9 protein-coding genes are annotated in these 13,948 nt (G+C 66.7%); 3 read left to right on the top strand and 6 right to left on the bottom strand.

The annotated features are described in order from the left end of the window. From MJO54_RS21040 to kstR, 4 genes are read right to left on the bottom strand one after another with little or no spacing between them, the layout of a single operon-like run. The gene (locus MJO54_RS21040) at nucleotides 1–1,245 is read right to left on the bottom strand and encodes an ArsB/NhaD family transporter (protein WP_046283538.1); all 1,245 of its coding nucleotides are present in this window, start codon (nucleotides 1,243–1,245) and stop codon (nucleotides 1–3) included. Next, complete coding sequence (locus tag MJO54_RS21035; protein ID WP_046283522.1) at nucleotides 1,242–2,162, bottom strand: MBL fold metallo-hydrolase; 921 nt, start codon at nucleotides 2,160–2,162, stop codon at nucleotides 1,242–1,244. The genes MJO54_RS21040 and MJO54_RS21035 overlap by 4 nt, the downstream gene beginning before the upstream one ends. Nucleotides 2,163–2,166: 4 nt before the next feature. Then, nucleotides 2,167–3,432 (bottom strand): MFS transporter, encoded by a 1,266-nt coding sequence (locus MJO54_RS21030; protein WP_046283521.1) that lies wholly within the window; start codon nucleotides 3,430–3,432, stop codon nucleotides 2,167–2,169. A gap of 16 nt (nucleotides 3,433–3,448) precedes the next feature. Next, complete coding sequence (gene kstR, locus MJO54_RS21025) at nucleotides 3,449–4,120, bottom strand: cholesterol catabolism transcriptional regulator KstR (RefSeq protein ID WP_046283520.1); 672 nt, start codon at nucleotides 4,118–4,120, stop codon at nucleotides 3,449–3,451. Between the two features lie 224 nt (nucleotides 4,121–4,344). Between kstR and MJO54_RS21020 the strand changes: the two genes are divergently transcribed. The 3 genes from MJO54_RS21020 (at nucleotide 4,345) to glgB (ending at nucleotide 10,789) form a co-directional block, all read left to right on the top strand. Continuing rightward, complete coding sequence (locus tag MJO54_RS21020) at nucleotides 4,345–6,471, top strand: acyl-CoA dehydrogenase family protein (RefSeq protein ID WP_396876971.1); 2,127 nt, start codon at nucleotides 4,345–4,347, stop codon at nucleotides 6,469–6,471. Between the two features lie 93 nt (nucleotides 6,472–6,564). Further along, nucleotides 6,565–8,577 (top strand): alpha-1,4-glucan--maltose-1-phosphate maltosyltransferase, encoded by a 2,013-nt coding sequence (locus MJO54_RS21015; RefSeq protein ID WP_065153015.1) that lies wholly within the window; start codon nucleotides 6,565–6,567, stop codon nucleotides 8,575–8,577. 7 nt (nucleotides 8,578–8,584) lie between these two features. Then, a complete protein-coding gene (gene glgB, locus MJO54_RS21010) occupies nucleotides 8,585–10,789 on the top strand; it encodes a 1,4-alpha-glucan branching protein GlgB (RefSeq protein ID WP_105295056.1) in 2,205 nt (734 codons plus the stop codon). Here the strand turns inward: glgB and MJO54_RS21005 are convergent. Together MJO54_RS21005 and treS are read right to left on the bottom strand one after the other, a co-directional pair. Next, nucleotides 10,782–12,134, bottom strand: coding sequence for a maltokinase N-terminal cap-like domain-containing protein (locus MJO54_RS21005; RefSeq protein WP_240175419.1), 1,353 nt, complete (start codon nucleotides 12,132–12,134; stop codon nucleotides 10,782–10,784). The two genes, glgB and MJO54_RS21005, sit on opposite strands and share 8 nt — an antisense overlap. After that, nucleotides 12,131–13,942 (bottom strand): maltose alpha-D-glucosyltransferase, encoded by a 1,812-nt coding sequence (treS, locus tag MJO54_RS21000; RefSeq protein ID WP_064889265.1) that lies wholly within the window; start codon nucleotides 13,940–13,942, stop codon nucleotides 12,131–12,133. The genes MJO54_RS21005 and treS overlap by 4 nt, the downstream gene beginning before the upstream one ends. Nucleotides 13,943–13,948 lie beyond the last annotated feature (6 nt).

The following is a 13,948-nucleotide window of genomic DNA, read 5'->3' as shown; positions in this document are numbered from 1 at the left end:
CTAGACCCCCAGCAGTCGAGCGCTCGCCCACAGCGCCAGCACGGCCACCAGCAGCGTGGCCGGCACCGTGCACAGTCCCAGGCGGGTGTATTCGCCGACTCCGGCCGCGACGTCGTAGCGGCGTAACACTCGGCGCCACAGCAGATTCGACAGCGAGCCGGTGTAGCTGAGGTTGGGGCCGATGTTGACCCCGATCAACACCGCCAGCACCGCGAGTGGGCCGCTCGATGCCACCAACGGCACCAGTACCAGCGTCGCCGGCAGGTTGTTGACCACGTTGGCCAGCACAGCGGCGACCGCCGCGATGCCCAGCAGCGCCGCCAGACTCGATCCCGCTGGCAGCACCGTAGACATCTGGGCACCCAGGCCGTTGTCGACGACGGCTCGCACCACCACGCCGAGGGCCAACACGAACACCAGGAAACCGGGATTGGCGGCCCGCAGAATTCCGGCCGGGGTGCTGCGCCGCTGCGCCAGACCACGGACGGCCAACACGGCCGCACCGGCGACGGCTGCCCATGCCGCCGGGACCCCGAACGTCTCGGCGACCACAAAGCCGGCCAGCGTCAGCCCCAGCACCACCAGCACGAACACCGGAACCGGGGGCGGTGGCCCGGCGTGCTGGTGCACCGGTGTAGCCCGCAGATCGGCGCGGAAAAACCAGCGGAAGATCAGGTAGACGACCGCGGTGGTGGCCAGCCACGGCGCCGCCATCAGCGCGGTGAACCTCACGAACGACAGGCCGGCCTGGTTGAACGCCAACAGATTGGTCAGGTTCGACACCGGCAGTAGCAGCGAGGCCGTGTTGGCCAGGTGCGCGGTCGCATATGCGTGTGGGCGTATCGGGGCGTGGCGGCGGCGGGCCATCATCAGCACCACCGGCGTCAGCAGCACCACCGTCGCGTCCAGGCTCAGCACCGCGGTCAGACCGGCGGCGATGACGAAGACCCGGCGCAGCAGGTGTTGCGGCGGACCGACGTCGGCCCGTGCCATCGCCGCGCCGGCCGCCTCGAACAGGCCCTCATCATCACAGAGTTGCGCCAGCACCAGCACCGCGCCCAGGAACGCGACGACATGCAGCAGCGTGGCGGCTTCGGTGAGTGCGTCGTGCATCGAGATCGCGCCGGTGGCAACCAGGATGGCGGCGGCCGGCACCGCCGCGAACATCTCCGGCCAGCCCCGCGGGCGGGCCACCGCGAATCCGAGCACCACGGCAAGCAGCAGCAGTGCAAGTGCCAGGTTCAGGCCCACGGATCCTCACGACGCCAGACCGTGGGCAGGTGAAGGCCGACCCCGTCGGACTCGGCCAGCTCGCTGAGGACACGCATCGTGACATTGAGGTCGTCGCCGGCGTAGGGCAAGGCGCGCAACGGCTTTGACAAAGGCTGGAAGAAGTCGTCCCAGTGGGTCAACACCACCGCCGACGCGCCGACGGCCCGAACCGTCTCATTCCAGTAGTCGACCACGTAGGGCCGGGGCTGAATGCCGAGCTGGCCGATGCCTAGGTAGACCAAGTCGGCGCTGCGGCCGGCCAACGCCCCCGGGATGAAGCCCGCGCTGCCCATGATCAGCAGGTTGCGCCCCGAGGCGCGGTGGGCCACCAACGCCGACCAGGCCTCACCGCATTTATAGGCAGACGCCCGCACCGGTGGAACCACCGCGGCGCTGATCACGCCGGGGAAGCGATCTGGTGGGCAGTGCCGGGACTCGATCAGGGTGACGTCGTAGGCGCCCAATTCGAGGGGCGTTCCGGGTGTCGCGACGATCAGGCGATCGGCCGAGAGCCCTTGACCCCTGCCGACATTGGCAGTCGACTCACCACCCACCAGGGTCGCACCGGTACGTTCGGCCACCACCGCGGAGTCCAGCGCGTGATCGATGTGTGAGTGCAGCGGGATCACCGCCGCCAGTTCATGCACGCCGGCGCGAGCCAGGCAGGCATCGATGCGAGCGGCTGACGGCGATACCTTGCCCAGCGCCACCCGACCCAGACTGGGGCGGGAGAAGTAGCCGTCGGTCATCAGCGCGGAAGACCCGTCGTCGATCACCATGGTGGTCACACCGAGCCACGTCACCGACAACGGCGCGCCCGGCGCCGCGGGTGTGACGTCGAACCGGTCGGCGTACCGGCCGATGTCGGGGCGGCCGAGCTTGAGGCGCATCCGCTCAGGCTAACGGTGGCGCGGTGGTGCCGCTGATCCTGGCCGTCTCGGGCATCGCGCTCAGGTACAGCACGAACCCCGCGCCGGCCACCGCGGCCAGGGCGATGAACGCCGTGTTGTAGCCGGCGGCCGAGACGATGTGACCGGCGATGAAGTTCGACAGTGCCGCGCCCACGCCGCAGGCCGCAGTGATGGCCCCCAGGCTGACGTTGAAGCGGCCGGTGCCGTGCGTGATGTCCTGCACGACCAACGGGAACAGCGCACCGAAGATGCCGGCGCCCACCCCGTCGAGCAGCTGAACCCCGACCAACCAGTAGGAGTTGTCCCAGACCGGGTAGAGCAGCCCGCGGATGGTCAGCACCGCGAATCCCACCAGGAAGATCGGTTTGCGGCCCCAGACATCGGCTTTGGAGCCCGTCAGATAGGCCACCGGAACCATCACCAGCTGGGCGGCCACGATGCACACCGCCATCAGTGCGGTGCCCACCTCGGTGTTGACCAGAGCCAGTTCCTGGCCGACCAACGGCAGCATCGCCGCGTTGGCGAAGTGGAACATCACCACGGTCGCGCCGAACACCAGCAATAGCCGGTTGCGCAGCAGCACCGCGAATCCCGATGGCTGCGGATGGGGCTGGCCGGCCAGATGATCCATGCCCCGGGCCACGTCGTGATCGATCGCGGACTCGGGAACCCGCAGGCTGGCCAGGATGCTCAGCGCAGCCATGGCGGCCAGCATCCAGAACACCACGATCGGGCCGTAGAAGTAGGCCAGGGCCCCCGTGGCCGCTGCGGTCGCGGCATTGCCGGCGTGGTTGAACGATTCGTTGCGGCCGAGCCGTTTCGCGAACATCCGTGGACCGACCACGCCCAGGGTGATCGCGGCCAGCGCCGGTGCGAACACCGAGCCCGCGATCCCGGTCAGCAACTGCAACGCGGCGACACTGTAGAAGCCGGGGAACAGCGGCATCGCCAAGGCCGCCGCCGTGACCGCCAGCGCACCGACAACCAGCAGTGCTCGCTTGGCCGTGGTCCGGTCGACCAGCGCACCCACCGGGGTCTGCGCCACCACCGCGGCGATTCCGCCGATCGCCATCACCAGGCCGATCGACGCCTGGTCCCAATGGTGGGTCACCAGCAGGTAGACCGACAGATAGGGGCCCAGCCCGTCGCGCACGTCGGCCAGGGTGAAGTTCAACAGGTCCAGTGCGTGCGCCAGCCGGCGCGGAATACGCTCCGCTACCGGTTCTGAAACTGTCGAACCGGTGCTCATCTTCGCAGAAGGGGGGCTAGACCTTGGGACTGTCGTCGTCGCCGATCAGCAACCGGACAGCCAGGTCCAGTCGGGTGCTGAAATCGGTGGCCGACGCCCGCCGGGTCAGCCAGGCGAGCAGGTTGGACAGCCAGACATCCGAGATGACCCGGGAGATGTGGTACTGCTCCTCGGTCGGCTCGCCGTCGCTCATGGCCCCGGCGAACATCGAGTCGATCAATTTCTGTACGTGGTCGACTTCCCCGGCCGCCGAGGCGTCGGCAAAGACATATGCCCGGGTCATTGCCTCGGTGAGCAGCGGGTTGCGCTGCATGGCGCGGTTGAGTTTGTTGACCACCAGGTTCAGCCGCTGGTGGCGGGTGGTTGCGGCGAACGTCGCCGGGTCGGTCTTGGTGTCCACCCGCGCGATCTCTCGGCCCATCGCCGAGACCAGCAGGTGAACCTTCGACGGGAAGTAGCGGTACAAGGTGCCGACGGCCACGTCCGCGCGGTCGGCGACGGCACGCATCTGCACCGCGTCGTAGCCGCCCTTGGACGCGATCGCCAGCGTCGCGTCGAGGATGCGCTTGCGGCGTTCGCGCTGCGCTTCGGAGCCCAGGTCGGATTCAGTCAGCACGGCGACGTTGACCACCTCGCGCGGTTGGCTGCTCGATCCGCGGCCTGTGGTGCCCTCAGCTGGTGACGACATGTGCTGCGCGGCTCCCTCCGTCGATCTACTGGCCCATAACGATACGCACCGCGTAGTTGAATTTTCCTACTCCCGACATCGGTCGGACCCAACGTGTCCAGCCATTACGGTTCGACTTGACGCTCGGACGCTGGCACTATTAGAACACGTTCTAGTGGTTGGTGGGGGCGTTCGTGACCCGCCTCTCTCAAGCCCATCTCGACTCGGAGGAGCCCAGCGTGTCAGTGACTACCACGGAGACCAGTGCCGCCGAACAGCTCGCCGCTCGCGAGCTGGTCCGCGACTGGGCCGCCGCCGCGGGCACCGCCGAGGCGATTCGTGCCGCGGAATTGGGTGAAACCGATTCCTGGCGAGCTGTTTTCGCTCGACTGGCCGATTTGGGCCTGTTCGGTGTGGCGGTGCCCGAGGAGTCCGGCGGGGCCGGTGGGCGACTCGAGGACCTCTGCGCGATGGTCGATGAGGCCGCCAAGGCCCTGGTCCCCGGGCCGGTGGCGACCACCGCGCTGGCCACCCTGGTGGTCACCGATCCGGCCCTGGTCGAAGCTCTGGCAGCCGGCGAGCGGGTTGCCGGCGTGGTCACCGACCCGTCCGCGGCGTCGGTGAGCTTCGACGCCGCAGCCGGGCAGGCCTCCGGCACCGCTGAGCGGGTGCTCGGCGCCACCGCCGACGGTCTGCTGCTGTTGCCGGCCGGACAGGACTGGATCCTGGTGGACGCCGGCGCGGACGGGGTGAACGTCGAGCCCCTCGCCGCCACCGACTTCTCCCGACCGCTGGCCAAGGTGACCTTGACCGCAGTGCCGGCAGTGGTCCTGGAGGCCGGTAGCCGGGTAGAGAACCTGGTGGTCACGGTGCTGGCCGCCGAGGCCGCCGGGGTCGCCCGCTGGGCGTTGGACACCGCGGTCGAATACGCCAAGGTGCGTGAACAGTTCGGCAAGCCGATCGGCAGCTTCCAGGCCATCAAGCACCTGTGCGCGGAGATGCTGTGCCGGGCCGATCAGGCCGCGGTGGCCGCCGCCGACGTGGCGCGCGCCGCATCCGATCCGGATGACCAGCAGTTCACGATCGCGGCCGCGGTCGCCGCCGCGATCTGCATCGACGCCGCCAAGGCCAACGCCAAGGACTGCATCCAGGTGCTCGGCGGCATCGGCATCACCTGGGAGCACGACGCGCACCTGTACCTGCGTCGGGCCTACGGCATCGGTCAGGCACTCGGCGGGCCCGAGCGGTGGCTGCGCCGCACCGCCGCACTGACCCGCGACGGCCTGCGCCGCCGGTTGGAGGTCGACCTCGGTGAGACCACCGACGTCCGGCCCGAAATCGCCGCCGAGGTGGCACGCATCGCGGCGTTGCCGGCCGACCAGCACCAAGTGGCGCTGGCCGAATCGGGTCTGCTGGCGCCGCACTGGCCGGCTCCCTACGGACGCGCGGCCGGCCCCGCCGAACAGTTGGTGATCGACCAGGAACTGGCCGCGGCCGGCGTCGGGCGTCCCGACCTGGTGGTCGGCTGGTGGGCAGCCCCGACGATTCTCGAGCACGGCACGCCCGAGCAGATCGAGCGCTTCATCCCGGCCACCCTGACCGGCGAGGTGTTCTGGTGCCAGCTGTTCTCCGAGCCCGGCGCCGGCTCGGACCTGGCGGCACTGCGCACCAAGGCGGTGAAGGTCGACGGCGGCTGGCGGCTGACCGGTCAGAAGGTGTGGACGTCGCGCGCCCACGACTCGCAATGGGGCGTCTGCCTGGCCAGAACCGATGCCGACGCTCCGAAACACAAGGGCATCACCTACTTCCTGGTCGACATGGCCGCCGAGGGCATCGACATCCGGCCGTTGCGGGAGATCACCGGCGAGGCCCTGTTCAACGAGGTCTTCCTCGATGACGTGTTTGTCCCCGATGAGCAGGTGGTCGGCGGCGTCAACGACGGCTGGCGGCTGGCCCGCACCACCTTGGCCAACGAGCGCGTCGCGATCGCCGGCGGGACCGCGCTGGGCAACCCGATGGAGGAGCTGCTGAAAACCCTGGCGGATCGGGAACCCGACACCGCCACCGCCGAGCGGCTGGCCCGGCTGATCATCGCCGCCCAGGCGGGTTCGCTGCTGGATCAACGCATCGCCCAGCTCGCTGTCGGCGGTCAAGACCCCGGCTCGGAGTCCTCGGTGCGCAAGCTGATCGGGGTGCGCTATCGCCAGGAGCTGGCCGAGTTCCGGATGGATGTGGCCGATGGGGGCGGCGCGGTGGCCGGGCGCGAAGTGCACGACTTCCTCAACACCCGCTGCCTGTCGATCGCCGGGGGCACCGAGCAGATCCTGCTGACGCTGGCCGCCGAGCGCCTGCTGGGGCTGCCGCGCGGCTAGCTCTCTGCCGGTCGCGCCGGTCGTCGCCTCGCGTAGCTTTCCGTCGCCGGGGGTACCCACAGTCGGAATCGCTGCCGACGAACGGAGTGCTGGGTGCCGGGCCGAATCGAGGTCGATGGCGTTACGCCGGTTGTGTCCTGCGGCAGGCAACCCGCCAAGGCAGTGGTCGGGGAGACCGTGCCGGTGCGCGCCGCGGTGTGGCGTGACGGACACGAAGTGGTCGCGGCGACCTTGGTGGTGTGCTGTCTCGGCAGTGCGGACTCCTGCCGAATAAGGCCGGCGCTGCTTCCGATGGGCGAGGGTGACGAGCCGTACGTCTTTCATGGCCAGTTCGTGCCCGATCAGACCGGAATGTGGGCTTTTCGGGTCGACGGCTGGACCGATTCGATCCGCACCTGGCGTGACGCGGTGGTCGCCAAGCTGGACGCCGGCCAGGGCGAGGCCGAGTTGGCCAACGATCTGTTGATCGGCGCCGAGCTGCTGGACCGTGCCGCGGCGGCGATGCCCCGCAGCGGGCGAGAGCCCGTGGTGGCAGCGGCTGCGGCGTTGCGCGCTCCGGGCGACCCGATGGATCGCGCGGCGCCGGCCTTGTCCGACGAGATCTCCCAGCTGGTCAGCTGCTATCCGCTGCGCGACCTGCTCACTCGCGGGCAGCAGTATCGGGTCTGGGTGGATCGGCCGCGGGCTCGCTTCAGCTCCTGGTATGAGATGTTTCCGCGCTCCACCGGCGGATGGGACTCGGCGGGCGCTCCGGTGCACGGCACGCTGGCCACCGCGGCATCGGCGCTACCGCGGATCGCCGAGATGGGATTCGACGTGGTGTATCTGCCGCCGATCCACCCGATCGGAAAGGTGCACCGAAAGGGCCGCAACAACGCCGCGGTTGCCGAGCCCGGCGATGTCGGGTCGCCATGGGCGATCGGCAGCGACGAGGGCGGCCACGACGCGGTGCACCCCGACTTGGGGACACTCAATGACTTCGACCAGTTCGTTTCCAGCGCGGGTGAACTCGGCCTGGAGGTTGCCTTGGACCTGGCGTTGCAGTGCGCTCCGGATCACCCGTGGGCACGTCAACATCGTCAGTGGTTCACCGAGTTACCGGACGGGACGATCGCCTACGCGGAGAATCCGCCGAAGAAATACCAGGATATCTATCCACTGAATTTCGACAATGATCCCGCCGGCCTGTATGCCGAGGTGCATCGGGTGGTGCAGTTCTGGATCTCACACGGGGTCAAAATATTTCGGGTCGATAACCCCCATACCAAACCACCCGGGTTCTGGGCATGGTTGATCACGAAGGTGAAGGCCACTGACCCTGATGTGCTGTTCCTGTCGGAGGCCTTCACTCCGCCGGCACGACAATACGGCCTGGCCAAGCTCGGTTTCACCCAGTCCTACACCTACTTCACCTGGCGAACGTCCAAGACCGAACTCGTCGAATTCGGCGAAGAGATCGCCGAATTCGCGGATTTTCGCCGTCCCAATCTGTTCGTCAACACGCCGGACATCTTGCACGCCAGTCTGCAGCATCACGGCCCCGGCATGTTTGCCATCCGGGCGGTGCTGGCCGCGACGATGGGCCCCTCCTGGGGCGTGTATTCCGGCTACGAATTGTTCGAACACCAGGCGCTGCACGAGGGAAGCGAAGAGTACCTGAACTCGGAGAAATACGAACTGCGACCACGCGACTACGCCGCCGCGCGCCGTGAGGGCAGATCGCTGGAGCCGTTCATCGGTCAACTCAACGCCATTCGCCGACGGCACCCTGCCCTGCAGCAACTGCGCACCCTGCATTTCCATCACGTCGACAACGACGCGCTGCTGGCCTACAGCAAATTCGACCCGGCCAGCGGTGACACCGTGCTGGTGGTGGTGACGCTGAACGCGTTCACCGCCGAGGAAGCGACGTTGTCGCTGGACATGGCGGCGCTGGGGATGGCGCCTTACGAGCGGTTCTGGGTGCGTGACGAGATCACCGGGGAGGAATACCAATGGGGGCAGGACAATTACGTGCGACTCGACCCGAGCCGAGCGATCGCCCACATCATCAACATGCCGGAGATGAGTACACCCGCGCGAACCGAGTTGCTGCATCGGAGGTGAAGACCCGATGACCCGAATAAAACGCCAACTCAGCGGGCTTCAGGTGAGCCCCGAGGACCTCGACCGGCTGATGTCCGGCGTGCACTACGACCCGCACGCGATCCTCGGCGCCCACGACAACGGTGAAAACACCGTGATCCGAGCCCTGCGCCCGGGCGCGAGCGCCGTGGCGGTTCTGGTGGGCGGTGACCGGATCCCGATGCAACACCTGGGTAACGGGCTTTTTGCGACGACACTGCCCTTCGCGGGCCTGATCGACTATCGGCTGCAGATCGACTATCCCGGCGCAGCGGAACCGCACGTGGTGGCCGATGGGTATCGCTTTCTGCCGACGCTGGGTGAGATCGACCTGCACCTGTTCGGCGAGGGGCGACACGAACGGCTGTGGGAGGTCCTCGGCGCTCATCCGCGCTCGTTCACCACTCCAGACGGGACCGTGACCGGTGTGTCGTTCGCGGTGTGGGCGCCCAACGCCAAGGGAATCGGGTTGATCAGTGACGTCACCGGCTGGGACGGTATCGGAGCGCCCATGCGGGCACTCGGCTCTTCCGGTGTGTGGGAACTGTTCTGGCCGGGGTTTCCGATCGATGGCCTGTACAAGTTCCGGGTTCACGGTGCAGACGATCTGGTCACCGAGCGGGCTGACCCGATGGCGTTCGCGGCCGAAACCCCGCCGCACACCGCTTCCCGCGTCACTACCAGTCGCTACACCTGGAGCGACAGCGACTGGATGAATCGACGGGCCACCGCAAATCCGGCGTTCGAAGCGATGAGCATCTACGAAGTACACCTGGGGTCCTGGCGGCCCGGGCTGAGCTACCGGCAGCTCGCCACTGAACTGACGGATTACGTTGTGGAGCAAGGGTTCACCCACATCGAACTGCTACCGGTTGCCGAGCACCCGTTCGGCGGATCGTGGGGCTATCAGGTCACCTCGTACTACGCGCCGACCGCGCGTTTTGGCACGCCCGACGATTTCCGTTACTTGGTCGACGTGCTGCACCGTGCCGGCATCGGAGTCATTGTGGACTGGGTGCCGGCGCACTTTCCGAAAGATGCCTGGGCGTTGGGGCGATTCGACGGCACCCCGTTGTATGAGCACGCTGATCCGCGACGCGGTGAGCAGCTCGACTGGGGAACCTACGTGTTCGACTTCGGCCGACCCGAGGTGCGCAACTTTCTGGTGGCCAATGCGCTGTACTGGCTGCTGGAATTCCACATCGACGGGCTACGAGTGGACGCCGTGGCATCGATGCTCTACCTGGACTACTCGCGACCCCAGGGCGGCTGGACGCCCAACGTCTACGGCGGTCGCGAGAACCTGGAGGCGGTGCAGTTCCTGCAGGAGATGAACGCCACCGCACATAAATCGGCGCTCGGTATCGTCACCATCGCCGAGGAATCGACGTCGTGGCCCGGTGTGTCGAGGCCGACCAGCCTTGGTGGGCTGGGCTTTTCGATGAAGTGGAACATGGGCTGGATGCACGACACCCTCGCCTATCTCAGCCACGATCCGGTGCACCGCTCCTACCATCACCACGAGATGACCTTCTCGATGCTCTACGCCTACAGCGAGAACTTCGTACTGCCGATCAGCCATGACGAAGTGGTGCACGGCAAGGGCACACTATGGAGCCGCATGCCCGGCGACGACCATGTCAAGGCGGCCGGGGTGCGCAGTCTGTTGGCTTATCAGTGGGCGCATCCCGGAAAACAGCTGCTGTTCATGGGCCAGGAGTTCGGCCAGCGTGCCGAATGGTCCGAGGAACGCGGGTTGGACTGGTTCCAGCTCGACTCGCCGGGGTTCTCTGCGGGAATTCAGTGCCTGGCACGCGATCTCAATTCCGTGTACCGCAGCCGTCCCGCGCTGTGGAGCGAAGACTTCAACCCGGCCGGCTATTCCTGGATCGACGCCAACGACTCCGCCAATAATGTGCTGAGCTTCCTGCGTTACGCCTCGGACGGATCAGTGCTCGCGGCGGTATTCAACTTCTCTGGTGTGGCTCATACCGACTACCACCTCGGCCTGCCGTTCCCGGGACGGTGGCGCGAGATACTCAATACCGATGCCGTTGATTACAACGGCGGCGGCGTCGGCAATTTCGGGGGTGTGGACGCCGTCGACGAGCCACGTCACGGGCGCCCGGCCTCTGCGGTGCTGGTGCTGCCGCCCCTGTCGGCGTTGTGGCTGGAACCCGATCCCGCTAGCTGAGTCGGCTCAGCGCCCGCAGCGGAATCGGTAGCCAGGCGGGCCGGTGCCGGGACTCGTAGCCGGCCTCGTAGACCGCCTTGTCCAACTCGTAGGCGTCCAGAAGTGCTGCGCTGTCACGCGGGTCGGTGCCAGATTCCGCCCCGTAACCCTCACAGAAGGCGCTGCGACAACGGTCCAGCCACTCGCGGGCCCGGGTGGCCAGTTGCCGGTCTTGGCCGTCGCGCGACAGATCCGCCAGTTTCCCGTACGCCGCGTACTCGTAGGACCGCAGTAGGCCGGCGACATCGCGCAGCGGCGAGTCCGGCCTGCGACGTTCCGCCAACGGTGCGCCGGGCTCGCCTTCGAAATCGATCAGCAGCCACCCGTTCGGGGTGCGCAGCACCTGACCCAGATGCAGGTCGCCGTGAACTCGTTGCACCGTGATGGTCTCACCGGCGAGTGCGGCGAATCGCTCTTCGATCGCGGACAGATGTGGGCGTACTTCGGGCACCGTCTCCGCGGTCGCCGACAACCGCGCCAACAGCGCTTCGGCAGGGAATGCCGACTGCGAAGTCCCCAGGGTGTCGGCGAGTGACCGGTGCACCGATGCGACAGCCTCGCCGAGTCGGTACGACTCCCCGGCGAAGTCACCGCCCACTTCGTAGGCGTACAGATCGGCTTCGGCGAACAGGTCGCGCACGCTCGCGGTGGCCATCGCCCAGCCTTCGGCGGAGTTCATCGCGTATTCGCTGACCATGCCCAGCGCGTAGGGCCGCACGCCGGAGTCGCCCGGCAACTCGATCTGGTAGGAGCCGAACAGTCGCGGCACGTGGGGGTTGGCGGCTCGGCCCAGCGCTGCGTTGAGTTCGATGTCCGGATTGATCCCATCTCTGATTCGCCGGAACACCTTGAGGACCACTTTTTCCTCGACGATGACGCTGGTGTTGCTCTGCTCGGCTTCCGATACGCGCGAATCGGCGCGAACCGGCAGCGTCACCCCCGGCTCCGGAGTGAAGGTGACATCGCCCCGCTGGGCTGACGAATCGATCAGTGACAACAACACTCGGGTTGCCCCAGCGTCATACAGTGCGTCGGAGGCGGTATGGCCGGCGTGGGTTCCGATCGTCGCGATCTGGGCGTACTCCGGTGCCAGGTCCACGTCCCAGCCGACTATCACCTGGTAGCGATCGGCGGTGCCGTCGGTGTAGCCGACGTCGATCAGTACCAGCTGCAGCCCGCCCCCCAACTCCACCACGAGGAAGGGATCTGTCTGCGCCAGTTGCCTATTCCGTCCCGCGTACCAGCGTCGGGTCGGCAGCCATTCCGCCCACGGCAGGCCCGCTGGTTCGCCGGTGCCACCAGTCATGACATGTCCTCCCTCGGCTCGCACAGCTGAAACCAGTAGAAGCCGTGCCCGGGCAGCGTGAGTAAGTAAGGCAGTTTTCCGATTCTCGGAAACTCCACCGAGCCGGTGAGTTCCACCGGTATGTGGCCGTCCCAGTGCTGCAGGTTCAACTCGATCGGTTGGGGAAACCGGGACAGGTTGTTGACGCACAAGACGGTGTCACCCTGGACGCTCCCATTGCTACCGGAGACCTCCCGCACCATCTCCCGCACGAAGGCCAGCACCGATGGATTGGACCCGCCCAGTTCGCGGAACCCGCCGAGGGCGAAGGCTTCATACCGGCGTCGAATCGCGAGCATGGTGCGGGTCCAGTTGAGCAACGATGTAGAGGTGTCGCGTTGCGATTCGACGTTGACGGACTGATGGCCGTAGACCGCGTCTTGAATGGGCGGCAGGTAAAGGCGGCCGGGGTTCGCGGTGGAGAAGCCCGCGTTGCGGTCGGGTGTCCACTGCATCGGGGTGCGCACCGCGTCGCGGTCGCCCAGCCAGATGATGTCACCCATCCCTATCTCGTCACCGTAGTAGAGGATCGGGGAGCCGGGTAGCGACAGCAAGAGGGCGGTGAACAGTTCGATCTGATTGCGGTCCTTGTCCAGCAGCGGGGCCAGCCGGCGCCGGATTCCGACGTTCGCCTTCATCCGCGGGTCTTTCGCGTATTCGGCGTACATGTAGTCGCGCTCGTCGTCGGTGACCATTTCCAGGGTCAGTTCGTCGTGGTTACGTAGGAAGATTCCCCATTGCGCCAGGTGAGGTATCGGTGGCGTCTGCGCCATGATCTCCGAGATCGGGAAGCGTGACTCGCGCCGCACCGCCATGAAAATGCGTGGCATCAGCGGGAAGTGGAATGCCATGTGGCATTCATCGCCGCCGGTGTCTGGGTCGCCGAAATATTCGACCACATCTGTGGGCCATTGATTGGCTTCGGCCAGCAGAACCCTGCCGGGAAACTCGTCGTCGACGACCTTGCGGCAGCGTTTCAGGAAATCATGTGTCTCGGGCAGGTTTTCGCAGTTGGTGCCCTCCCTTTCAAAAAGGTATGGCACCGCGTCCAAGCGAAACCCGTCGATGCCGAGGTTCAGCCAGAACCGCAGCACATCGATCATGGCCTCTTGTACCGCCGGGTTGTCATAGTTCAGGTCGGGCTGGTGGGAGAAGAACCGGTGCCAATAGAACTGCTTGCGTACCGCGTCGAACGTCCAGTTGGACTCCTCGGTGTCGACGAAGATGATTCGGGCATCGGCGTACCGTTCGCTGGTGTCACTCCACACGTAGTAGTCGCCGTGGGGGCCGTCGGGATCTTGCCGCGACTGTTGAAACCAGGGGTGGCTGTCGGAGGTGTGGTTCATCACCAGGTCCGTGATGACTCGAATGCCGCGCCGGTGCGCCGCGTCGAGCAGTTCGACGAAGTCATCGACCGTGCCGAACTCCGGCAGCACCTTGTAGAAATCCCGAATGTCATAGCCGCCGTCGCGCAGCGGCGAGTCGTAGAACGGCGGCAGCCACAGACAGTCGACGCCGAGCCATTGCAGATAGTCGAGCTGCTCGGTCAGGCCCCTCAGGTCGCCGATGCCGTCGCCGTTGGAGTCGTAGAACGCCCGGACCAGCACCTCGTAGAACACCGCTCGCTTGAACCAGGCGGGATCCGCAGGCAGGGCCGCGGCGTCGCCGAAGTCGTCGGCGCTCGGGTGCTCGACGATGCCGTCCTCGACATGGCTGCCCGCCCCGGGGTCTAGGTCCTGACCAAATTCGTCGTCAGCGTCGATGGCCATATCTCG

It is taken from the genome of Mycolicibacter virginiensis, assembly GCF_022374935.2.
GTDB lineage: Bacteria > Actinomycetota > Actinomycetes > Mycobacteriales > Mycobacteriaceae > Mycobacterium > Mycobacterium virginiense.
The sequence above is the reverse complement of the archived record's forward strand: the minus strand, read 5'-3'. Positions and strand labels throughout refer to the sequence as shown.